Annotated in this window: 15 protein-coding genes; 7 read left to right on the top strand and 8 right to left on the bottom strand. The window is 63.7% G+C overall.

The genetic code is table 11. The features are described from left to right. Nucleotides 1-13: 13 nt before the first annotated feature. The 3 genes from FJ950_RS15345 (at nucleotide 14) to FJ950_RS15335 (ending at nucleotide 3,701) form a co-directional block, all read left to right on the top strand. The gene (locus FJ950_RS15345) at nucleotides 14-1,525 is read left to right on the top strand and encodes a sugar ABC transporter ATP-binding protein (RefSeq protein ID WP_140617604.1); all 1,512 of its coding nucleotides are present in this window, start codon (nucleotides 14-16) and stop codon (nucleotides 1,523-1,525) included. An 81-nt stretch (nucleotides 1,526-1,606) separates the two neighbouring features. Beyond that, the gene (locus FJ950_RS15340; protein WP_140617385.1) at nucleotides 1,607-2,602 is read left to right on the top strand and encodes an ABC transporter permease; all 996 of its coding nucleotides are present in this window, start codon (nucleotides 1,607-1,609) and stop codon (nucleotides 2,600-2,602) included. A 49-nt stretch (nucleotides 2,603-2,651) separates the two neighbouring features. Continuing rightward, nucleotides 2,652-3,701 carry a substrate-binding domain-containing protein gene (locus FJ950_RS15335; protein WP_140617384.1) on the top strand — a complete coding sequence of 350 codons (1,050 nt, stop codon included), beginning with the start codon at nucleotides 2,652-2,654 and terminating at the stop codon, nucleotides 3,699-3,701. 69 nt (nucleotides 3,702-3,770) lie between these two features. Here FJ950_RS15335 and FJ950_RS15330 read toward each other — a convergent pair whose 3' ends face one another. From FJ950_RS15330 to FJ950_RS15315, 4 genes are all read right to left on the bottom strand, one after another. Then, on the bottom strand, nucleotides 3,771-4,076 hold the full coding sequence (locus tag FJ950_RS15330) for a type II toxin-antitoxin system RelE/ParE family toxin (RefSeq protein WP_224719646.1): 306 nt from the start codon (nucleotides 4,074-4,076) through the stop codon (nucleotides 3,771-3,773). Then, a complete protein-coding gene (locus tag FJ950_RS15325) occupies nucleotides 4,051-4,311 on the bottom strand; it encodes a type II toxin-antitoxin system ParD family antitoxin (RefSeq protein WP_181171256.1) in 261 nt (86 codons plus the stop codon). Before FJ950_RS15325 ends, FJ950_RS15330 begins: the two co-directional genes overlap by 26 nt. Nucleotides 4,312-4,420: 109 nt before the next feature. After that, nucleotides 4,421-6,475, bottom strand: coding sequence for a bifunctional aldolase/short-chain dehydrogenase (locus tag FJ950_RS15320; RefSeq protein ID WP_140617382.1), 2,055 nt, complete (start codon nucleotides 6,473-6,475; stop codon nucleotides 4,421-4,423). 86 nt (nucleotides 6,476-6,561) lie between these two features. Then, nucleotides 6,562-7,527, bottom strand: a complete 966-nt coding sequence (locus FJ950_RS15315) for a sugar-binding transcriptional regulator (protein ID WP_140617381.1) — start codon at nucleotides 7,525-7,527, stop codon at nucleotides 6,562-6,564. Between the two features lie 203 nt (nucleotides 7,528-7,730). Here FJ950_RS15315 and FJ950_RS15310 point away from each other — a divergent pair, with 203 nt between their 5' ends. The 4 genes from FJ950_RS15310 (at nucleotide 7,731) to FJ950_RS15295 (ending at nucleotide 14,762) form a co-directional block, all read left to right on the top strand. Further along, entirely contained in the window at nucleotides 7,731-9,371 is a 1,641-nt protein-coding gene (locus FJ950_RS15310; RefSeq protein WP_140617380.1) for an acyl-CoA synthetase, read from the top strand. Between the two features lie 187 nt (nucleotides 9,372-9,558). Further along, on the top strand, nucleotides 9,559-10,164 hold the full coding sequence (locus FJ950_RS15305; protein WP_015318925.1) for a TetR family transcriptional regulator: 606 nt from the start codon (nucleotides 9,559-9,561) through the stop codon (nucleotides 10,162-10,164). A 55-nt stretch (nucleotides 10,165-10,219) separates the two neighbouring features. Continuing rightward, complete coding sequence (locus FJ950_RS15300; protein ID WP_140617379.1) at nucleotides 10,220-11,362, top strand: efflux RND transporter periplasmic adaptor subunit; 1,143 nt, start codon at nucleotides 10,220-10,222, stop codon at nucleotides 11,360-11,362. A gap of 253 nt (nucleotides 11,363-11,615) precedes the next feature. Then, on the top strand, nucleotides 11,616-14,762 hold the full coding sequence (locus FJ950_RS15295) for an efflux RND transporter permease subunit (protein ID WP_140617378.1): 3,147 nt from the start codon (nucleotides 11,616-11,618) through the stop codon (nucleotides 14,760-14,762). A 69-nt stretch (nucleotides 14,763-14,831) separates the two neighbouring features. Here FJ950_RS15295 and FJ950_RS15290 read toward each other — a convergent pair whose 3' ends face one another. The 4 genes from FJ950_RS15290 to FJ950_RS15275 all read right to left on the bottom strand — a co-directional run bounded on the left by FJ950_RS15290 (nucleotide 14,832) and on the right by FJ950_RS15275 (nucleotide 22,849). Further along, nucleotides 14,832-16,541 carry an APC family permease gene (locus tag FJ950_RS15290; protein ID WP_023771069.1) on the bottom strand — a complete coding sequence of 570 codons (1,710 nt, stop codon included), beginning with the start codon at nucleotides 16,539-16,541 and terminating at the stop codon, nucleotides 14,832-14,834. Nucleotides 16,542-16,779: 238 nt separating this feature from the next. Continuing rightward, on the bottom strand, nucleotides 16,780-19,149 hold the full coding sequence (locus FJ950_RS15285) for an aminomethyltransferase family protein (protein ID WP_140617377.1): 2,370 nt from the start codon (nucleotides 19,147-19,149) through the stop codon (nucleotides 16,780-16,782). Nucleotides 19,150-19,254: 105 nt separating this feature from the next. Beyond that, complete coding sequence (locus FJ950_RS15280) at nucleotides 19,255-19,878, bottom strand: sarcosine oxidase subunit gamma family protein (protein WP_140617602.1); 624 nt, start codon at nucleotides 19,876-19,878, stop codon at nucleotides 19,255-19,257. Next, nucleotides 19,871-22,849: a sarcosine oxidase subunit alpha gene (locus FJ950_RS15275; RefSeq protein ID WP_181171254.1), complete on the bottom strand. Its 2,979-nt coding sequence runs from the start codon at nucleotides 22,847-22,849 to the stop codon at nucleotides 19,871-19,873. Before FJ950_RS15275 ends, FJ950_RS15280 begins: the two co-directional genes overlap by 8 nt. Nucleotides 22,850-22,930: the final 81 nt, after the last annotated feature.

The raw sequence follows: 22,930 nt of genomic DNA, 5'->3' as shown, positions 1-22,930 counted from the left end.
CAGGGAGGAACGCATGGTCGGCAATGCCGTGTTCCGCGTAGAGGGACTGAGGAAATCCTTTGGCCGCAACGAGGTGCTTGGCGGCATCGCGCTGGACCTCCATGCCGGTGAAGTGACCGTGCTGATGGGCGCCAACGGCGCCGGCAAATCCACCCTCGTCAAGATCATCAGCGGCGTCTACGAGCGTGGCGGCGGCTCTATGACCCTCGCCGGTGCGGAGTTCGCGCCGAACACGCCGGCGGAAGCGATCCGCGCGGGTGTCGTCACCGTGCACCAGAACATCAATGACGGCGTGGTCGCCGATCTCGATGTCGCCACCAATCTTACGCTCGACCGGCTGAGCGGCCGGGGCGTGCCGACCCTGTTCAATCCCGCTCGCGTGCGCCGTGAGGCCAAGGCGGTCGCCGACCGCATGGGGCTGGCCATCGATTTGAAGGCGCGCGTCAGCGATCTTTCGCTGGCCGACCGCCAGATGGTGGCGATTGCCCGGGCGCTGGCGCACCAGCCGAAAGTGCTGATCCTCGATGAGCCGACCTCGTCGCTCTCCAGTGCCGAGGCCGACAGGCTGTTCGCGCTGGTCGACCGTCTGCGCGAGCAGGGCGTGGCGATCCTCTACATCTCGCACCGCATGTCGGACATCAGGCGGCTCGCGGATCGCATCGTCTCGATGCGCGACGGTGTCGTCTCGGGCGCCTTCGATGCCAAGCCGCTCGATTATGAAGGTGCGGTCAACGCCATGCTCGGCCGCAAGATCCATCTCGACCGGATCGTGGCCAGGAGTTCCGCCAGGGCGGTCCTGAGCGTCGAAGGCCTGCGCATCGCGCAAGGGGCCAAGCCGATGTCGCTGACACTCGGCGATGGCGAGGTCGTCGCCATCACGGGCCTCGTCGGCGTCGGCAAGACCGCTCTTGCCGAGACGCTGTTCGGTGTGCGCCGGCCGCTCGACGGCACCATGACGATGAACGGCAAGCCTTACGCGCCGCGCTCGGCGGGCGACGCGATCGCCGCCGGCGTGTTCCTCGTCGCCAAGGATCGTGCGACCAGCGGCATCGTCGACGGCTTCAACATCGAGCGCAATGTCAGCCTGCCGTTTCTGAAGCGCATGTCCAGTCTGAGCGTGCTCAGGCGCCGCCTCGAACGCGCCACCGCACGCCGGCAGATCGAGCAACTGGGCATCGTCTGCCGCTCCGAGAAGGACGAGATGTCGGCGCTGTCGGGCGGCAACCAGCAGAAGGTGATGGTCGCCCGCTGGATGGCGCAGAATGCCGCGCTGTTCATCCTCGACGAGCCGTTCCAGGGCGTCGACATTTCGGCCCGGCGCGACATCGCCGCCAAGCTGAGGGCCAGCGCCAATGGCCGCGCCACGCTTCTGTTCGTCACTGAACTCGACGAAGCGCTGGAGACGGCAGACCGCATCCTGGTGATGTCGGAGCACACGATCGTCGGCGAACACCGCAATGCCGATGTCGACCTCGACCGCCTGCTGGCCGAGGTTGCCGGTGGACCGCTGCACAGCGCTGCCTGAGCGTGGCGGCCGATGGAATTAGAATGGAGAGACCATGGCTGCGAGTTGGGTAAATGGGGCAGCGGCGCCGGGGTGCGCCGAATGACGCTGCGCGACTACGCCATCCGCTATGGGTTCATCGTGCTGCTGTTCGGATTGGTCGCCTATTTCGCGATCGCCGCCGACGGCTTCGTTTCGCCGCAAAGTGCCGTCTTCATCTTCCAGTCTGTCGCCATCACCGGTGTGCTGGCGCTCGGTGTTACCGCCACGCTTGTCGTCGGCGGCTTCGACCTGTCGATCGGTTCGGTCGCAACCTCTGCCATGATGGCTGCGGCCTATGTGATGGTGGTGCTGGAGCAAAACGCGTTCGTGGCGGTCATCGTCTGCCTGTTGATTGGCGCCATTGTCGGCCTGATCAATGGCTGGCTGATCGTCTACATGCGTGTACCCGATCTGCTGGCGACGCTCGGGATGATGTTCCTGCTGGTCGGCCTGCAACGCATCCCCACGGAAGGCCGCTCGATCGCCACCGGCATGACCATGCCCGATGGCTCGGTCGCCAGCGGCAAGTTCTCCGATGGTTTCCTGGCGCTCGGCCGCCACCGCTTCGACTTCTTCATCCCAAACCTCATCCCGGTCTCGGTCGTCGTGCTTCTGGCGCTGGCCGTGCTGATCTGGTTCTTCCTCGAATACACCCGCTTCGGCCGCATGATGTATGCGGTCGGCAGCAATGAGCGCGCCGCCGAACTCGCTGGCGCGCCTGTCAAGGCATACAAGATCTGGGCCTACGTTATTTCGGGCGTTTTTGCCTCGATCGGCGGCATTTTGCTCGCGGCCCGGCTTGGACGCGGCGACATCGCCTCGGGTAATAATCTGCTGCTCGATGCGGTTGCCGCGGCGCTGATCGGCTACGCGGTGCTCGGCGCCGCCAAGCCGAACGCCTTTGGCACCGCCATCGGCGCGCTGTTCGTCGGCATCTTGCTGCAAGGCCTGACAATGATGAACGCGCCTTACTACACGCAGGATTTCGTCAAGGGCGTGGTTCTGGTCGTCGCCCTTGTCTTCACCTTTGCCCTTTCGGGCAGGGGCAGGAACTAGCATTCGGCCGGATAGGATTTTGGGTTCAACAAAAGTGGAGGAAAACAAGGTGAACATCACTAGAAGACTTCTGGGGAAAGTGGCGCTCGGGCTCGCCGGCGCAACCATGCTGATGCAGGGGGCATTTGCCGCCGACAAGCCGGCGCCGTTCGACAAACCCGGCATCAAGATCGCACTGGTTCGCTATCTCTCGACCGGCGACTTCTTCCAGGCGTATCTGTCGGGCGTCGAGGCGCAGTCGAAGGCGCTCGGTATCGACCTGCGCGTGCTCGACAGCCGCCAGGACGCCGCCCTTCAATCCGACATGGTCGACCAGGCCATCGCGCTCGGCGTGCAGGGCATCATCATCCAGCACGGCCTGACGGAATCGATGAAGGACGCCGCCCAGCGCGCCGTCGACGCCGGCATCAAGGTGGTGGCATTCGACGTCAATGTCGAAAACCCCAAGATCCCGCAGATCGAACAGTCGGACAAAGACCTGGCACGGCTGGCGCTCGAACAGGCAGTCAAGGACAATGGCGAAAGCTGGAACGCCGGCTATGTCTATGTCGCCGGCATCGCGCCGCTCGACCGCCGCAACGAGACCTGGGTCGACGTCAAGAAAAAATATGCCGGCATAAAGGAAGCCGCCATGTTCGGCACGCTCGACAATCCGATCGCCAACTCCGTCGCCAACCAGGCGCGCTCGGTGCTGTCGGCGCACCCCGACATCAACGTGATGTTCGCGCCCTATGACGAGTTCGCCAAGGGCGTGAAGATCGCCGTCGACGAGGCCGGCCTGAACAAAAAGATCAAGATCTATTCGGCCGATATTTCGACGTCCGACATCGCTGCGATGCGCGAGCCCGACAGTGCCTGGGCGGCTACCGCGGCGACCAACCCGGCCGTCGTCGGCCAGGTCTCGGTGCGCGCCCTGGCGCAACTGCTCGCCGGCGAAGATCCCGGCCACAACGTCATCGTGCCGCCGACGCTGATCACCCAGAAGGAGCTGATCGACAAGGACATCAAGAACATGGAGGACCTGTCGGCCAAGCTGCCGCAGTTCGCCCATGCCGATGTCGCCATGCCGACATGGATGCCGAACCCGAACGCGAAGTAGCGCGGCACCAATAGGAAAGCGAAAGGGCGGCTATGAACCGCCCTTTCGTATCGATGTTCAGCCTTCCGGTTACAACCAGTGTTCCGGATCGCGCATTCCATGAACGATCGCTACGACCAGTACACCGTCCGGCTGTGGTTCATAGATGACGATATAGCGGCCTTCGATGAGCACGCGGGCCGTCGCGCTCAATTCCGGCCGGGCCGAACCCATCTTGGGATGCCCTGCCGCCAGTTCCATCTTGTCGAAAATGCGCATCAGCAGCTTATCGGCTGCCTTTTCATTGTCGATTGCGATGGTGTGCCAGATGTCGCGCAAATCCTGCGAGGCGCGCGGAGTAAGCCTGTATTTAGCCACCGGCGCGGCGTTCTGCATTCAGGCCCCGAATGAACTCGACGGGTTCGACTTCGACTGGGTTGCCGCTGGCCATGCCGTCGGCGTAGGCCCGTTTCAACTGATCCAGTTCCAGGGCACGCAATTGCTCGCGCTGCTCCCAAAGGCGCAAGGCTTCGCGGACGATTTCACTGTTCGAGGCGTATCCTCCGCCCTCGACGGCGCTCTGCAGGCGGGCGACCTGCTGCGGCGTAAGCGATATGGTCAGGGTGCGCATAGGTTCAGCTTTCATACCGACTATATATAGCGCACCTCACAAGGACTAACAATGTTTACTAGTCTTCGTCTCGATCCTGCCTGGCGCTAAAAGGATAGCAGAGATTGCCTTATCGCAGCGCCGCCGCGATGTTGCCACCGTCGACCGTCGTCACATCGGCGGTCGTCCGGTCGGCCAGGGCATGGTGCAGGAAGGCCTGCGCCACGTCCTGCGCGGTCACTTCCTGGCCGAGCAGATTGCCGGACATGTATTCCTTCTCTGACACGCCGCGTGCGCCCGAGCGGCTGGCGATCATGGCGTCGGTCAAAAGCCCGGAGCGGATGCGGTCGGCGTTGACGGCGTTGGAACGGATGCCATGGGCGCCGTAGTCGAGCGCGTATTGCCTTGACAGGAACAGCGTCGCCGCTTTCGGCACGCCATAGGCGCCGAATTTCGGACCCGGATTGACCGCCTGCTTGGAGGTGTTGAACAACAGCGCCCCACCTGTACCTTGTTCCAGCATGATGCGCACGGCGTTCTGCGCCGCCGACTGGTGAGCGAAGAAATTGAGCTCGAAGCTCTTGCGCAGCAGCGTATCGTCAAGCTCGCCGATGCGGCCTTCCCAGGCAGCACCCGCATTGGACACCAATATGTCGACGCCGCCGAAGACGGCGACCGCCTTGTCGAAGGCGGCACGCATCTGGTCCGGGTCGGTGATGTCGGCGCCGACGCCAATCGAATTGTTGCCAGCTTTCCTGGCGGCATCGGCGGCCTTTTCGGCGTCGAGATCGACGACGACGGCATGAGCGCCATTGTCGGCGAACAGTTTTGCGGTCGCCGCACCAATCGCACCGGCACCGCCGGTGATCAGCACCACCTGGCCGGTCAGCGGCTTCGGCTTGTTGGAGGCGAGCTTGGCCTGTTCCAGCGACCAGTATTCGAGCGGGAACAGGTCGGCCTTGGATAGCGGGTGGAAACGCCCGACGGCCTCGGCGCCGCGCACGGCCTCGATCCACATCTCGCCAACGTCCGAGGCGATCCTGGCATCCTTCAGCGTGCGGCCATGGCCGAACATGCCGAGCCCCGGCACCAGCGTCAGCCGGGGCATCGGATCGAGCATGGTGCGCTTGACGTCGTCGAGCGCGTCATTGGTCTCGAAATAGGCGCGGTAATCCTTGGCGAAAGCGTCGACATGGTTCCGGATTACGGCCTTGTAGTCGCCGATCTTGTCGGCATCGGGCGCTGGCACGGCCATCGGTCCGGTCTTGATCCGGATCGACAGATCCGGCGTCGACACGCCACGTCCGGCATAGTCGGCGATCTCTGCGGAATTGATGAAATCGACAATCGCGTCCGAGGTGCGGAAGTCAGAGATCATGCGGTCGAAGCGGCCTTCGCCGCGTGGGGCCGCTACAGCGCCGCGCAGCATGGGCGCGATCGCCGCTGGTGACGCTAGTCTTGCCGGCAGCGCTGTCTTTGCAGCCTTCGGCTTGGCATGCTCGGCCACATAATCCTCGGCGACGTTCACATAGTGGATCATCCGGTCATAGGCCTGCCTGGCATCCTCGCCGAAAGTGAAGATGCCGTGCTTGTCGAGGATCAGGCCTTCCACCGTCGGGTCGGCGTCGAAGACATCGGCCGCCGCCTTGGCGAGATCGAAGCCCGGCATGATGTAGGGCACATAGCCCATTTTGGCTCCGAACACCTTTGCCACCAGCGGCTTGCTGTCTTCCTGGTCGACGATGGCCAGGATGGCGGTCGAGTGGGTGTGGTCGACGAACTTGTGCGGCAGGAAGGCATGCAGCAGGGTCTCGACCGAAGGGTTGGGCGAGGCGGGGTCGATCAGGTTGGCCCGCTGCAACGCGACCATGTCCTCGTCGGAAAGCCTGTCCAGCTTGCGCGCCTTGAGCAGGGCGCCCATCTTGACCGCCGGCAGGCCCTGCGGCTCGATGACCGCCATATCCCAGCCGCTGCCCTTGACGCACAGCACGTCCCATTCGTCACCGACGAGATCGGTCGCCTTGATCTTGCAGGAGGTGTTGCCGCCGCCATGCAGGACCAGTTGCGGCACGCCGCCCAGAAGCCGCGTCGTGTAGACACGCAACGCCAGATCGCGGCCGACGCCCTTCTTCGCATAGTCGGCAACGAGTTGTTCGGCCACGTCGTCGTTCCACAGATTCTTCATGTTCGCTTCGTCCAGTTGCTGTCTTTGATGGTGAACAGGAATGCCGCGACGCCTTGATGACAAATGCGTCGGCAAAGGATTGGTTTTCAGGACGCCTTTTCTGCTGACGTTCCGGCATGATCGAGCAGCCGCTGCGCCATATGCGCGCCGACCACCAGATGCGTGCAGAGGCCGCCGGCGATCGCGGCGAGCAGCGGCTCGAACTTGCTGTCTTCCTGCACGACCATCAGCCGCTTACCGATGACGCGCAGTGAAGCAAGCCCCGCCGAGATGACCCGCCGGTTGTAGCTGCAGTCGAGCAACCCTCCACGGGCATCGATGATCTGCCCGGCAATGACACCCGCGGCACCTTCCCTGCGCAGCGCCGCCATCTCGGCTGCCGTCAGCGCGCCGCACTTCACCAGATGGCTGTCGGCATCGACCGCGCCGATGGAGTAGAGCGCAAGATCGCAGTCGCTGATCCCGGCAAGCTGGTCGCGGATCACAGGTTCGGCGCGCAGGCCTTGCGCCAGTTCCTCGGTCGACAGCACCAGGGGCGCGTAGAAGTTGAGGCCCTTGGCATTGAGCCGGCGCGCGATTTCCATAGTGCATTGATCGGGCCGGTAGGAATAGGGTGCGCCGAGATTGCCGCAGAGCTGCACCACGGTGACGTCCTGCAGGTCGGCATAGGACATGATGTCGGCGATGGTGTAGATGGTGCGGCCCCAGGCGACGCCGATGCGGTCGCCTTTCCCGACGAGTTCCAGGAAAACGCTTGCCGCCAGCACCGCGATATCGGCCGAGGGGTCGGCGAGATAGGCGTTCTCAGGCGCGATCCAGACGGCGTCGAGCTTCAGGGCGTCTTCCAGCCTACGCGCCATGACGTCGTCCGTGAAGAGCTGCGTCGAGGTCGAGATGTTGACGATGCCTGTCTCGCGCGCCTTGCGCAGATACATAGCGACGGAGGCGCGCGAAATGTTGAGTTGATTGGCCACTTCGTCCTGGCGAAGCCCATGGGCATAGTAAAGCCAGGCCGCCTTGTGGATGAGCTGTTCTGCCGGTCGGATCGCCATGCCGCCTCCTTGGCTGACATTAGTCACGGCTCTCGACAAAAGTCAAATTTGGAATAGCCGGGAAGAGATCTCCTGCCGGCGCGGCACAATCGAAATCCCCATTCTAGCAAGTCGGTGCAGGATAGCATTCTCAGCCCTTCAGGGGGATAGCGTGACGACGAGCGTAAGGTTAGAAAGCTCGAAAAGACTTTGGGGAGAATGGGATGGCCAATCCCTACGAACAGGATCTCGACAGGAACGCGGCCAATCACCAGCCGCTGACGCCGCTCACCTATCTGGAGCGCGCTGCAAGAACCTATCCCGACCATGTCGCCGTCATCCATGGCAGCCAGCGCATCAGCTACCGCGATTTCTGGCGCCGTTCGTTGAAGCTCGCCTCGGCCCTGCACAAGCATGGCATCGGCAAGGGCGACACGGTGACGGTCATGCTGTCGAACACGCCGCCGATGCTGGAAGCGCATTTCGGCGTGCCGATGACCAAGGCGGTGCTGCACTCGCTCAACACGCGTCTCGACGCCGCCGTCATCGCCTTCCAGCTCGACCATGCCGAGACCAAGGTGCTGATCGTCGATCGCGAGTTTTCCGGCGTGGTGCGGGAAGCGCTCGGTCTGGCCGTGGTCAAACCGCTGGTCATCGACTACGACGATCCCGAATACGCCACCGACGCGCCCTATCCGAAAGGCGAGAGGGTCGGCACGGTGGACTATGAAGCCTTTGTCGCCAATGGCGACGAGGCGTTCGCCTGGTCGATGCTGGACGACGAATGGGACGCCATCTCGCTCAATTATACTTCGGGCACGACAGGCAATCCCAAGGGCGTCGTCTACCATCACCGAGGTGCTGCGCTGATGGCCTACACCAACACTATCCATGCCGGCATGGCCAAGCACGCGGTCTATCTCTGGACCTTGCCGATGTTCCACTGCAATGGCTGGTGTTTTCCCTGGACGCTCGCCGTCCAGGCCGGCACGCATGTCTGCCTGCGCTGGGTGCGGCCGAAGCCCATTTATGACGCTATCGCCGATCATGGCGTCACCCATCTGTGCGGGGCGCCGGTGGTCATGTCGGTGCTGATCAACGCCAAGGACGAGGACAAGCGCACGTTTGCGCAAACGGTCACCTTCAACACGGCGGCCGCCCCGCCGCCCGAAGCCGTGCTGTCGGGCATGGCCGATGCTGGCTTTGCCGTCACCCATCTCTACGGCCTGACAGAGACCTATGGTCCCGCTGTCGTCAACGAATGGCATAATGGCTGGGACGCACTCGACAAAGGGGCGAGGGCGGGCAAGAAGGCACGGCAGGGCGTGCGCTATGCCGCACTCGAAGGCCTGACGGTAATGGACCCCGAGACCATGGCCGAGACGCCCGCCGACGGCGAGACCATCGGCGAGGTGATGTTTCGTGGCAACATCGTCATGAAGGGCTACCTGAAGAACCGCAGGGCGACTGACGAGGCTTTCGGCGGCGGCTGGTTCCACTCAGGCGATCTCGGCGTCATGCACCCGGATGGCTATATCCAGCTCAAGGACCGCTCCAAGGACATCATCATCTCCGGTGGCGAGAACATTTCCTCGATCGAGGTCGAGGACGCGCTCTACAAGCATCCCGCCGTCGCCTCCTGCGGCGTCGTGGCGCGCCATGACGACAAATGGGGCGAGGTGCCTGTCGCCTATGTGGAACTGAAGCCGGGCAAGGAGGCGAGCGAGGCCGAGATCATCGAGCACTGCCGGACGCTGCTCGCCCGCTTCAAAGTGCCGAAAGCGGTGATCTTTGCCGAGATACCGAAGACCTCAACCGGCAAGATCCAGAAGTTCCGGCTGCGGGAAATGGCCAAGGTCGCCTGAAGCCCCCGGGGATTTTCGAGAGAATATTTTCAATGGTCCGCATCCTGAGGGCGCCTTGTGACGTCTACTGGATGTCACCAATTGTCACCTATCGTACGCGTACACCGAATCCGCGTTGACACCTCGCTCATTTAGATTTACGAGTGATGAAAATCGAAATTCGTCACTCGTTATTTGACAGAGAGCTATGTCCGAAGCCGCCAACATCGTCGCCGACGTCGCCCGACAGGAAAATGTAACGCGCATACTCGATTGCGCCGAGCGCCTGTTCCGGCACTATGGCTACGGCAAGACCAATGTCGCCGACATCGCCCGCGAACTCGGCATGTCACCGGCCAACATCTATCGTTTCTTTGCCTCCAAGGTCGAGATCCACCAGGCCGTATGTGGCCGGATGCTCGGCGCCAGCTACAAGATGGCTTACGAGATCATGCACCTGCCGATCAGCGCCGAGGAGCGGCTGCGTCGTTATGTGCATGCACAATACAAGCTGACGATGGAGGTCATGCTCGACGACCAGAAGGTCCACGAGATGGTCATCGTCGCGCTCGAGCGGGACTGGGGCGTGATCGACAAGCATGTCGACAGCATTCACGATCTCTTCGCCGAGGTGATCGGCGAGGGCATCGAGGCTGGCGAGTTCAGGAAGCAGGACCCGGTGACCGCATCGCGTTGCTTCGGTGCCGCCACCGTCATCCTGTGCCATCCGCAGATGGTGGCGCAGTGCCTCGCCAAGACCAATCGGGCAATGCCCGACGACCTCATCGATTACGCCATCAGAGCCTTGAAATAGCCGTCGCCAGCCGGTGCCGGTGTCGACAGTCCGTCTTCCAGTCGGGAGTACCGAAATGTTTTTGCCCAGTTCCATCCTTCGCAAGCTGCCAGCTGCCGGCCTGATCGTCGCATCGCTTGGGCTTGCCGGCTGCTCGCAGGAAAAAGCCGAGGTGAAGGACATCATCCGTCCGGTGAAGGTCGTCGAGATCGCCCAGGCGCATGACACCCGTACGCTGTCCTATTCCGGATCGGTGCGCGCCCGCACCGAGAGCACGCTGGGTTTCCGGGTCAATGGCAAGATCACCGAGCGTCTCGTCGACATCGGCCAGCACGTGGCGCCTGGCGACGTGCTCGCCCGCATCGATCCCTCCGACTATGACCTGTCGGTCAAGAGCGCGCAGGCGGCACTCGATGCCTCTGAACGGCAGGTCGAGACGGTCGAACTCGCCCGTAAGCGCGCCGAACAGCTTTTCGCCAAGAACTTCGCGCCGAAATCGCAGCTCGAACAGGCGACACTGACCTATGACCAGGCAATCGCCACGCGCGACTCCGCCCGCTCTACGCTTGCCCAGGCCAGGAACCAGGTCGGCTATACCGACCTCAAGGCCGACAGGGATGGCATCGTCACGGCGGTAAACGCCGATGTCGGCCAGGTGGTCGGCTCGGGCACGCCCGTGGTCACCGTCGCGGTCGACGGTGAAAAGGAAGTGCTGATCGCGGTTCCGGAAATGGAGATCGCCGAGTTCAAGCCGGGCAAGGACGTCAAGGCGGGCTTCTGGTCGGACGATGGGCTGAAGCTTGACGGCAAGGTCCGTGAGGTCGCCGGCAGCGCCGATCCGCAGTCGCGCACCTTTGCCGTCCGCGTCAGCCTGCCCAACGACCCGCGCGTGCTGCTCGGCATGACCGCCAATATCGAGGCGTCGGCGGCCAACGAAAAGCAGCTCGTGTCCATCCCGCTCAGTGCACTCGCCGAGAAAGACAGCCAGTCGATCGTCTGGACGGTCGATCGTGGCGCCGACACCGTGCATGCCCGTTCGGTCAAGGTCGCCGAGTTCGCCCCCGACGGCGTGCGTGTCGCGGAGGGATTGAAACCGGGCGACGTCGTGGTCGCCGCCGGTACGCAGTTCATGACCGAGAACCTGAAGGTGAAACTCCCCGGCGGCACCGCACAGCAGTCCGCCTCGGCCGAGGGCGACGAAGCCAGCCAGTTGCGCTGACGACAGACAGGTCGGCCGCGCGTTCCCGCGGCCGCAGGTTTCCGGGCGGCGTGCCCGAAGGTCGAGACGTCAAGGCCGATGTACCCCCGCATCGACCCTCGCGTCCCACCGCGATGAGTGTCTCTCCGCTTGAAGAGCAACGCCGCCCGGAAGCCGGTATCGAACGCAGATGATTTCGTTCCGCGCGCGCTTCCTCGAAGCCCCTTTTTCGAAGCACCAAGCGCCGGCAACCAAGCAAAGTGGACCACTTCCGATGACGACCCCCACTGAAGAAAAGCGTCCCTTCAACCTGTCCCGTTGGGCCATCGGCCATCCCTCCATTGCGCGCTTCCTGTTCGGGCTGATCATCATAGCCGGCGCGCTCGGCTTGATGCGCATGGGCCAGAAGGAGGATCCCGATTTCACCTTCCGCGTCATGGTCGTGCAGGCGATCTGGCCGGGCTCCTCAATCCAGGAGATGGAGGACCAGGTCGTCAACAAGATCGAGCGCAAATTGCAGGAGACGCCGCATCTCGATTTCGTGCGTTCCTTCACCCGCGCCGGCAGCGCCATCATCACCGTCCAGATCAAGGGTGACACCAACGCCGCCGAAGTGACGGATGCTTTCTATCAGGTGCGCAAGAAAGTCGGCGATATCCAGGGCGACCTGCCGCAAGGCCTGCTCGGCCCGTATTTCAACGACGAGTTCGGCGACACGTTTATCACCCTGCATTCGATCAGCGGCGACGGCTTCTCCTTTCCCGAATTGAAGAAGTTCGCCATCCAGGCGCGCGATATGCTTTTGACGACGCCCGGCGTCGAAAAGGCCGTCATCATCGGCGACCAGCCGGAAAAGCTCTATATCGACGTCTCGTCCAAGGCGCTGGCCGAACGCGGCCTGACGCTGACCGACCTGCAGAACGCGATCAAGGGCCAGAACAACGTCGACCCCGCGGGTTCCGTCGACACCGGCGTCAATTCGGTGCGCATCTCGGTCGAAGGCGACGTCGCCAAGGCGGCCGACATCCGCGAACTGCGCCTGCGCGCCGGCGGCCAGGTCACCCGGCTGGGCGACATCGCCACCGTCACTTCGGGCCTGGAGGACCCCTTCCAGCGCAAATACCGCTTCAATGGCCACGACAGCGTGCAGCTTGGCGTGGTCATGGCCAAGGGTTTTAAAGTCACCGATGTCGGCAAGGATGTCGAGGCGACCTACAAGCGCTTCGAGGAGGCGCTGCCCTATGGCGTTTCGGTCGACCAGATTTCCGACCAGCCGGGCGTCGTCACGGATGCCGTCAGCGAATTCATGCATGCGCTCGGCGAAGCGTTGCTGATCGTGCTCGTCGTCTCGTTCCTGTCGATCGGCTGGCGCTCGGGGCTGGTGATCGCCATCGCCATACCGCTGGTGCTCGCCGCCACCTTCGCCATCATGTACGAGATCGGCATCGACCTGCAGCGCATTTCGCTGGGCGCGCTGATCATCGCGCTCGGCCTGCTTGTCGACGATGCCATGATCGTCGTCGAGATGATGGAGCGCAAGCTCGAGGAGGGGCTGGTCAAGATCGAGGCGGCGAGCTTCGCCTATTCCTCGACCGCCTTCCCGATGTTGACCGGCACACTGATCACCACCGCCGGCTTCATACCGGTCGGGTTCGCTGCTTCGACGGCTGGCGAATATGTGCGCACCCTGTTCTATGTCGTCGGCATCGCGCTGATCGTGTCGTGGTTCGTGGCGGTCTATTTCACGCCGTGGCTCGGCTATATGATCCTTAAGCAGCGCAAGCATGCCGGCAGCCATCACGACGCCTTCGACACAGGCTTCTATCGTCGGCTGCGTGCCACGGTCAGCTGGGCCGTGCGCCATCGCATCATCGTTTTGGTGATGACGCTGGCGACTTTCGGCACCAGCCTTTGGGCGTTCCAGTTCATCCCGCAGAATTTCTTCCCGCAATCGTCGCGGCCCGAAATTCTCGTCGACCTCTGGCTGCCGGAAGGCACCAGCATCAAGGAGGTCGAGGCGCAGGCCAAGGCCCTGGAAGCCAAGATGATGGACGACAAGGACAAGCGTTTCATCGCCACTTATATCGGCGAGGGCGCCCCGCGCTTCTTCCTGCCGCTCGACCAGCAACTGCGCAACCCGAATTTCGCCCAGATGCTGGTCATGGCCAATGACGAGCCGGCGCGCGAGCGGCTGATCGTCAAGCTGCGCACGGTTCTGGCCGAAGACTTCCCGTCGATCCGTGCCAAGGTCGACCGCCTGTTCCTCGGACCGCCGACCGGGTGGCCCGTGCAGATGCGCGTCATGGGTCCGGACCGCCAGGAGGTGCGCCGCATCGCCGACCAGGTGAAGGCGAAGTTCCGGCAGGATCCCCTGCTCGGCGCCGTCCATGACGACTGGCTGGAGCCCGTTCCGGCGATGAAGCTGGTCATCGATCAGGATCGCGCCCGTGCGCTCGGCGTCACCTCGCAGCGCATCCGCCAGATGCTGCAGGCGACGATGTCCGGCGCGCCGCTCGACGATTTCCGCGACGGCGAGGAGACGGTGTCGATCGTCGCCCGCGAGCCGGATGCCAGCCGCAGCCTGCTGTCGTCGGTGGACTCGGTCTATATACCGACCGATTTCGGCGGCTTCGTGCCGCTGTCGCAGGTGGCCAAGGTGGTGCCTGTGCTGGAGCAAGGCATCGAGTGGCGGCGCGACCGCCTGCCGACGATCAGCGTGCGCGCCACCTTGCCAGACGGCGTGCAGTCCAACGACGTCGTCACCAAGATGTACAAGGACATGCAGGGCCTGCGTGACGGCCTGGCGCCCGGCTACAAGATCGAGATCCAGGGCGGTGCGGAGGATTCGGCCGAAAGCCAGGCTTCGATCGCCGCCAAGGCGCCGATCATGCTGGCCATCATCGTCGTGCTCCTGATGATCCAGCTGCAGAACTTCGGCAAGGCGATGCTGGTGCTGGCCACCGGCCCGCTCGGCATCATCGGCGCGGCCGCGGCTCTGCTGATCAGCGGTGCACCGTTCGGCTTCGTCGCCATCCTCGGTGTCATCGCCCTGCTCGGCATCATCATGCGCAACTCGATCATCCTGGTCGACCAGATCGACCAGGACATTGCCAAGGGCATGGAACGTTCCGAAGCGATCGTCGGCTCGGCCGTGCGCCGCTTCAGGCCGATCGTGCTGACGGCGATGACGGCGGTGCTGGCACTGATCCCGATCTCGCGCGGCGTGTTCTGGGGACCGCTCGCCTATGCCATGATGGGCGGCATTCTGGTCGCCACCGTGCTCACCATCCTGGTGCTGCCCGCGGGCTATGCGCTCTTCTTCGGCCGCGAGCCTAAGAAGGCGAAGACCGACGAGCAGGCGCCGGAGCCAGGGGAGATCGAAGGCATCGAACGGCCGCAACTGCCGTTGGCGGCGGAATGAAAAACCGGCCGGTCGATTTGCGACCGGCCGGTTTTCCTTGATGCAATGGTTTAGGCCGCGGTCAGACCATCAGATGACGAATACCCAATTGGCGATGAGCATGACCGCCACGCCTGCGACCAGCGTCAGATAGGGCAGCATGCCCGCCTTCTTGACCGAAAGGTCGGCTCCCGTCATGCCGAGATCGGCCAGCATGTGGTCGGGGAACTTTCCGCCATCCTGGATGTAGTGGCGGAAGCAGAACACCGGGATGATCAGCGCCGCCGTGATCAGTCCGGCCCACAGCGCCATCGGGTTCCACACCTTGGCGCCTGCGCCCATGAAGATGGCGTTGACGTAGGCGAAGATCGCCCCGATCCCCAAGAGCCAGCTCGGTGCTTTCCATGGCCGTGCGATATGGCCGTTGTCGATGCGGTGGATCCAGCCGGCATTGAGGTTGAGGAAGTTGAAGATGATGTAGCCGCAGTTCGACACGGCGAGGATGAAGAAGAAGCTCGTCGCGTCGGCCGAGGCGATCGCCAGCACGACCAGATTGAAGCAGAGATCGGTCCACATGGCCCGCGTCGGCGCGCCGTGCTCGTTGACGTGGCTGAGATAACGGGGCAGCCAGCCGTCGACCGAGCCCTGGTAGAGCGTGCGCGACGAGCCGGCCATCGCCGTCATGATGCACAGCACCAGCGCCAGGATCATCAGCATCACCAGCAGGCTGTGGATAAGCCTGCCGCCGCCGACCATGCCGGCCAGCGCATCGGCCACGCCGGAGCCGTCGACGATCGGTGTTGCCAGCATGCCGTTCAAGCCCAGCACGCCCTGGAAGGTGAAGGGCACCAGGATGAACAAAAGCATGCAGAGCAGGCCGGAATAGAAGATGGCCTTGAACGTATCGGTACCCGGGTTCTTGAACTCCGACGTGTAGCAGACGGCGGTTTCGAACCCGTAGGTCGACCATGCGGCGATGAACATGCCGCCGAGCGCCAATGTCCAGCCGGCGATGTTCCAGGAGCCGGGCTCAGGTGCATAGGCGGCGGCGAGCGGCACCAGCGGCGAAAAGTTCGACCAGTCGATCTGGCCGGTGAAGATCGGCACCACGCCGACGATCAGCATCGGGATAATGACCAGCAGTCCGATATATTTCTGCACGCTGGCAGTGCCCAGGATGCCGCGATGCTGGATCGAGAAGATGATCAGCATCAGCACGGCGCCGATGAAGAAGGTGGCATTGAGCGTGAAGGACACCGGGCCTAGCGTGTGGCTCCACAAAGTCCAGTTGCGGATCGCCGGCGTCGCGGCGGCGGTCACCGCGGTGATGGCGTCGGCAGGTGCCGTTCCGGCGTGCGCGGCGATGTAGGCGACGACATCGGGCGAGGCCTCGGTGAACAGCGGCACCGGCGCCAGTGCATTGAGGATATAGGCGGCGGCGATCGAGCAGCCGAGCGACAGCACCGGCGACCAGGCGAACCAGTTGCACCACACCGACAGCGGCGCGATGAACTTGGAGTAGCGCAGCCAGGCGGTGGCGCCGTAGATCGAGGCACCGCCGGACTTGTTCGGGAACAGGCCGGCGATCTCGGCATAGGTGAAGGATTGCAGAAAGCCCATGATCATGGAGACCGTCCAGATCAGGAACGCCAGCTTTCCCGTCGTGCCGGCAATGCCGCCGATCGAGAACAGGACCAGCGCCGGAACGCCACTCGCCACCCAGAAGGCGCCGCGCCAGTCGATATGCCTGAGCAGCTTGCTTTCGGCAGGCTGGTCCAGGACCGTACTTATTGTGCTCATGTGGATGAGTTCCCCTTTTTCGATGTTCCCCGCCAGTGATGCCTCGGCTACGCGAAACTTACTCCCCGGCAAATGATCGTTCCGGCCGTAGTGTTTCCACTCAGTCGTATTTTTTTCTTAGGAGTGAAGATTGATCCGGCGCGCCGTCACGTCAAGCGATTTGTGAAACCATGCACATCATGCTTGCGCGCGAACATCAAAGCAGCCGGCGGGTGCTTTGCGGGCCCAAAAAGGCAGGTCAGGAACGTGGTTTGGTCTTTTGCGGATCGTAGTGGGCAAAGGCCACGACCCGAGCCGGCAGCCGCTTGGCATGGCCGTCGAGCTTGCCGATCTCGACCTCCGTGCCGATAGCGGCATGAGTGACGTCGAGCCGCGCCAGCGCGATGTTCTTGCTCAGCACCGGCGAGCGCATGCCCGACGTGACGACGCCGATCTGGGCGCGGCCGACATGGACGCAGTCGCCATGGCCGACGGCGACATTGCTGTCGATGTCGAGGCCGACCAGCTTTGTCTGCGGATGATCCTTGCGCCGGATCAGCGCCTCGCGGCCGATGAAATCGTCGGTCTTGCTCTTCAGCGGCACGGTGAAGCCGATGCCGGCCTCGAACGGATCGGTCTGGTCGGAAAATTCGTAACCGGCGAAGATCAGTCCGGCCTCGATGCGCACCATGTCGAGCGCCTGCAGGCCCATCGGCTTCAGCCCATGCGGCTGGCCAGCCTCCCAGATTGCGTCGAAGACCTTTTGCGCGTCGCGCGGATGGCACCAGATCTCGTAGCCGAGCTCGCCGGTATAGCCGGTGCGTGAAACGACGACGGGGATGCCGTTGCCGCCGCCGATCCTGGCGACGGCGAAGCGGAACCATTCGAGTTCCTCGATCGATGGCTGCAGCGGCGAGGTCCACATCACCTCCTTCAGGATGGCGCGGCTCTTTGGCCCTTGCACGGCGATGTTGTGCATCTGGTCGGTGGACGAGCGCACCAGCACGTTGAGGCCGAGTTTTGTCGCCGTCTCGCGCAGCCATTCGCCGGACAGATCGTCGCCGCCAACCCAGCGGAAATTGTCCTTGCCGAGCCGCAGAAGCGTGCCGTCGTCGATCATGCCGCCATGCTCGTAGCACATGGCGGAGTAGACGACCTGGCCGACGCCGAGCTTCTTGACGTCACGCGTCAGCGTATATTGCAGCAGCGCTTCGGCATCCGGGCCGGTCACTTCGAACTTGCGCAGCGGCGACAGGTCCATGATCACGGCATCCTGCCGGCAGGCCCAATATTCGGCGATGGCGCCTTCCCTGGCGAACGAATTGGCCAGCCAATAGCCCCTGTACTCGACGAAGTCGCGTGTGTGTTTGGCAAAGCTCGAATGGAAAGCTGTCTCGCGGGTCATTTTCGGTTCCGAATCAGGCGTCATGCGTCTGGCGATCGCTCGCGAGAATTTGTGCTGGCCGGAATAGGTCCGCACGTGGATGTCGGTCAGGTCCCAGCCATTGGCCGGCGTCGTGTCGTCGGGGCAGGCCGAGGAGACGCAGACGATGTCGGTCAGCGCTCTGAGCAGAACATAGTCGCCGGCCCGCGACCATGGCTCGTCCGACACCATGACGCCATGGGCGTCGACCGCCGTGTTGAAGAAGAAGTTGATCGCCATCCAGCCGGCGCGGGGATTGACGCCCTTGCTGTCCAGCGCGCGATTAAAGTTCTCCGAGCAGTTGGTGTGGCCGGGATAGCCGATGTCGTCATAATATTTCGCCGCGCAGGCGAGCGCGAAGGCATCATGCCGGCCGCATGTGTCCTGCACCACCTCAACCAGCGGTTCCATGTCCTGGTCGTAATATTTCGAATGCAGGCCGGGCATCGGATAGCTCGCGCCCATCAGCGTGCGCGTCGTCGTGACGTCGAGCGGACGGTCGAGCCCCTTGTCCAGCTTGCGGGCCGAGAAACACTGGAAGTCGGTGCACTGGCGCCCGTCGACATCGATGATCTGCAGATAGTCGCCCGCCTTGACGAAATACGATTCCGCCGTCGCCGAATGAACGCGCAAATCGAGCACCGGATCGGCCAATGGATCGGCAAGCCGGGATTTCGTTTTCAGGCGGATCGTGTTGCGCCGCACGACGACCCTGAGCGGCGTCGCTGTGTCGTGCCCGTCGACCAGCATCGGACCGCCGGGTGCGGCGATCAGCATCGCGCCGTCGCGCGCGACTGTGAATGCCTGCTCGGTACCGGCTGGTGTCATGCCGCCAAACACGCGCACCGCCTCGGCCTGCCCAAGCTGAACCTGGCGGCGTTCGAGGCCGCGGCGCACCGCCGAAAGACTGTCGTCGCCCTCGGTGAGCAGCGCCTTGATGCCGGCGGCATTGCTGTTGGATTTTTCACTGAGAATGCCGGGATCGCTGGCGCCTGACCTGTCCCAAGCCAGCAGCTCGCAGGCCTGGCCTCCCTCGACGTTGCGAACCGTGATCGTATCGCCGGCCTCGACCTCGATCAGCACCGCGCCATTCCCCTGTACGGTATAGCGCTCCATGCCGGCCGGCAGCGCGATCTGGCCAGGCCGCAGGATCAGGCTTGGCCTGGGCGGTCCGGCTGTCACGGTGGGGTAGGGCGACTGGCTCATCTCAGCCTTGCGGTTCGAGAAACAAGTTTGCCTGTGCGTGAAATTATTTTAGCAGCAAGAATAGCAGCGGAGCGGAGTTTGGCAAGGCGGGGAAGAAGCGCAGTGCTACGCCAAGTCCTCCGAATGCCCGATCTCGACACGATACTCGGCAGCCGAGTCCAGCATCGTGTGCCACAGGCTTTCGGCGAAGGTCGAAAACACCAGAACGGTGAAAACAGCCTGTCCGTCCGGCGCATCATTGCCGCGCCACAGCGTGACGCTGGTGTGATCCATCGAGGTGGTTGCCGCGGCTCCGACCGGGAACGCCGCCGGATACAGATCGATCGACGACAGTTTGGCGAGCAGGGCGCGCGCCTTGGTGCCGGAAATGCTGATCAACACCCGCGCATGTGACTGGTCCGAGAGCGAAGCCGAGGTCGCGAAAACCGGGGCCAGCGACTCCACCGTGTGTCTGCCTTTCGACAGCACGAAGAACTGATCCGGTCCCGACCAGATGAGCGTGGCTTCGGCTGCTGCGGCCGTCTTCGGTGTTTCCGGCGCCGTCACGCCGAAATGCGCGTTCGCGGCGCTCGCCATCTCGGCCGTCTTGCCGCGCCGCGCCATCACCTGGACAAGGTCGAAATTGCGGATCTCGCTCAGGGTCACGCCGGCGTCGCCTCGCGCGCCGTGTGGACCGGCGACGAGTGCGCGGTGGAGAGGGCTGCGGGTTTCCCAGGAAAACTCAGCCACGCTGGCGCCCTCCATCCGGGTCATAGAAGACAGGGTTGCACAGTTCCAAATCGTAATCCTCGCCGCGTAGCGGATCGTGCGCATGCACGATCTCGCCGAACCGCTCGCGGCCGCGCTCGACAAGTGCAAGCCCGATCCATTGGTCTGATGTCGGCGAAAAGCAGACCGAGGTGACGTAGCCCTGGTCGTTGTCGGGCCCGGGTGTCTGCCCCTTCGGAATGATGTGCGCGCCGGAACGCAGGCGCCGGGCCTTGTCGGTCGGCTTGATGCCGACGACGACCTGCCGATCAGCTGCGATCAGCGCCTCGCGTCCGGCCATGACGCGGCCGATGAAATCCTTCTTGGTCGACATCATCTTGCCGAGGCCGAGATCGGCCGCGGTGGTCGTGCCGCTGAGTTCCGGACCCGCGACGTGACCCTTTTCGATGCGCATGACGCCGAGTGCCTCGGTGCCGTAAGGCGTCACGCCGAACGGCTTGCCCGCAATCATCAAATTGCGCGCCATCGCCTCGCCGTAGCGCGCCGGCACCGAAATCTCGAACGCCATTTCGCCCGAGAACGAGATGCGAAACAGTCGCGCCTTGACGCCGCCGCGCAACGCGACTTGGCGCGCGCCCATGAAGGGGAACCCTTCGTTGGAAAGGTCTTCCGAGGGATCGACGATCTCTTTCAACAGGTCGCGGGTTTTGGGTCCGGCAATGGAAAATTGCGCCCACTGGTCGGAGACCGAGGTTAACTGCACATCGAGTTCCGGAAACAGCACCTGCCGGCAGAATTCGAGATGCTGCATCACCAGCCCGGCCTTGGCCGTGGTGGTGGTGAGGAAATAGTGGTCCTCGGCCAGCCGCGACGTGGTGCCGTCATCATAGACGATGCCGTCCTCGCGCAGCATCAGCCCGTAGCGCGCTTTTCCCACCGCAAGAGTGGAGAAGGTGTTGATGTAGACGCGGTCGAGGAAGGTGCCGGCGTCCGCGCCATGCACGTCGATCTTGCCCAGCGTCGAGACATCGCAGAAGCCGACGCCTGAGCGCACCGCCTTGACCTCGCGGGTCACCGATTCCAGCCAATCCTTCTCGCCGGCGCGCGGATACCATTGCGCGCGCTTCCACAGGCCGGTGTCGACGAAGATCGCGCCCTGTTCGGCGGCCCAATGATGCGACGGCGTCAGCCGCGTGGCGTGAAAATTCTCGTCGCGATGATGGCCGGCGAAGGCGCCGATGGCGACCGGCACATAGGGAGGCCGGTAGATTGTCGTGCCGGTCTCGGGAATGGATTTGCCCGTGATCGCCGCCATGATGGCGAGGCCGGCGACGTTCGAGGTCTTGCCCTGGTCGGTCGCCATGCCGAGCGTGGTGTAGCGCTTCAGGTGCTCGACCGATTCGAACCCTTCGCGCTGCGCCAGCTCGATATCCGATGCGGTGACATCATGCTGCTGGTCGACGAAAGCCTTGCCTTTGCCGGCAACGTGCCAAAGCGGCGCCAGTGAAAAGGCTTCGTCGTCGGCCACCGGCGTGGAGCCTGAGCCATTGCCGTGTCCGGCATCACGTGCCGCGGCCGCGCCCGCCGCAAATCCTTCGCGCAAGCAGGCGCCAAGCCCGAAGGCGCCGTTGGCGGCACCAGCCGCGACCATTCCCGGAGGCGCGCCGTCGGGCACGAAGGCGGCGATATCGTCGCGCCATTTCGGCCGGCCGCGATGATAGGAGGTGAGCCCGACCGCCGGGTTCCAGCCGCCGGAAACGGCAAGCCCGTCGGCTTCCACTTCGGCACGCGCGCCGCCGGTGAGTGAGACGGAAATCTTGCGCACGCCATTCTTGCCGCCATCGATGCCGCTGACGGAGCCATGCAGAACCGCAAAGCCGCCCTTGCTGGCAAGCGAGCGGTGCTCGGAAGAGATTTCGGCGCGCGCGTCGATCACGGCGGCTACCTGCAGTCCCGCCCCGAGCGCTGCCTCGACGGTGCGCCAGCCGTCCTCGTTGTTGGTGAACAGCGCGATGCGTCTGGCCGGTGCCGCGGCATAACGTGCGATATAGCTGCGCATGGCGGACGCCATCATCACGCCCGGCATGTCGTTGCCGGCAAAGACGATTGGCCGTTCGAGCGCGCCTGCCGCGACGACGCAGCGCTTGGCCACGATCCGCCATAGCCGCTGGCGCACCTGGTGCTCCGGCGGCGAGGGCAGATGGTCGCTGACACGCTCGATCGCGCCATAGGTGCCGCCATCATAGACGCCGAACAGCGTCGTGCGCGTCATGATGCGGACATCAGGCATGGCGGCAAGCTCACTGAGCGTGCGCGCGATCCATTCGTCGGCAGGCATGCCGTCGATCATGCCGCCATCGGCAAGCAGGCGCCCGCCGGGAACAAAGTCCTCTTCGCACAGGATGACGCGGGCGCCGCTGCGGCCTGCTGCGAGGGCGGCTGCGAGGCCCGTCGGGCCGGACCCGGCGATCAGCACGTCGCAATGCGCCCACGCCTTGTCGTAATGATCCGGATCGGCAATGCCGGCTGCACGGCCGAGACCCGCGGCGCGGCGAATCGCCGGCTCATAGATCGCTTCCCAGAACTTCGCCGGCCACATGAAGGTCTTGTAGTAGAAGCCGGCGACGAAGATCGGCGCGAACAGCTGGTTGACCGACATCACGTCGAAGGCGAGCGACGGCCAGCGGTTCTGGCTGGCGGCGTCGAGCCCTTCATAGAGCTCCGCTGTCGTCGCCTTGGTGTTCGGCTCGCGCCGTGCACCGCTGCGCAGCTCCACCAGCGCGTTAGGTTCTTCCGATCCCGCGGTCAGGATGCCGCGCGGGCGATGGTACTTGAACGAGCGGCCAACCAGCTTGACGCCGTTGGCAACCAGTGCCGAGGCAAGCGTGTCGCCTTTGAAACCGGAGAAGCTCTTGCCGTCGAACCTGAAATTCAGCGGCGCCGAACGGTCGACGAGACCGCCGGATGTGAGACGATGGGGTTGAGAGGTCACGATGTCCAGCCTCTCGTCGATTCGATGTCATGGCGGAGGGCAGCACTGCCCCTCATCGCCCTGCCGGGCACTTCTCCCCGT

The organism is Mesorhizobium sp. B2-3-14 (assembly GCF_006442175.1).
Taxonomy (GTDB): Bacteria; Pseudomonadota; Alphaproteobacteria; order Rhizobiales; family Rhizobiaceae; genus Mesorhizobium; species Mesorhizobium australicum.
The sequence above is the reverse complement of the archived record's forward strand: the minus strand, read 5'-3'. Positions and strand labels throughout refer to the sequence as shown.

Bases quoted from the DNA above. Each gene is read 5' to 3' on its own strand.
- FJ950_RS15345 (WP_140617604.1), top strand. From the start codon at position 14: ATGGTCGGCAATGCCGTGTTCCGCGTAGAGGGACTGAGGAAATCCTTT.
- FJ950_RS15340 (WP_140617385.1), top strand. From the start codon at position 1,607: ATGACGCTGCGCGACTACGCCATCCGCTATGGGTTCATCGTGCTGCTG.
- FJ950_RS15330 (WP_224719646.1), bottom strand. From the start codon at position 4,076: ATGCAGAACGCCGCGCCGGTGGCTAAATACAGGCTTACTCCGCGCGCC.
- FJ950_RS15325 (WP_181171256.1), bottom strand. From the start codon at position 4,311: ATGCGCACCCTGACCATATCGCTTACGCCGCAGCAGGTCGCCCGCCTG.
- FJ950_RS15320 (WP_140617382.1), bottom strand. From the start codon at position 6,475: ATGAAGAATCTGTGGAACGACGACGTGGCCGAACAACTCGTTGCCGAC.
- FJ950_RS15315 (WP_140617381.1), bottom strand. From the start codon at position 7,527: ATGGCGATCCGACCGGCAGAACAGCTCATCCACAAGGCGGCCTGGCTT.
- FJ950_RS15310 (WP_140617380.1), top strand. From the start codon at position 7,731: ATGGCCAATCCCTACGAACAGGATCTCGACAGGAACGCGGCCAATCAC.
- FJ950_RS15305 (WP_015318925.1), top strand. From the start codon at position 9,559: ATGTCCGAAGCCGCCAACATCGTCGCCGACGTCGCCCGACAGGAAAAT.
- FJ950_RS15300 (WP_140617379.1), top strand. From the start codon at position 10,220: ATGTTTTTGCCCAGTTCCATCCTTCGCAAGCTGCCAGCTGCCGGCCTG.
- FJ950_RS15295 (WP_140617378.1), top strand. From the start codon at position 11,616: ATGACGACCCCCACTGAAGAAAAGCGTCCCTTCAACCTGTCCCGTTGG.
- FJ950_RS15290 (WP_023771069.1), bottom strand. From the start codon at position 16,541: ATGAGCACAATAAGTACGGTCCTGGACCAGCCTGCCGAAAGCAAGCTG.
- FJ950_RS15285 (WP_140617377.1), bottom strand. From the start codon at position 19,149: ATGAGCCAGTCGCCCTACCCCACCGTGACAGCCGGACCGCCCAGGCCA.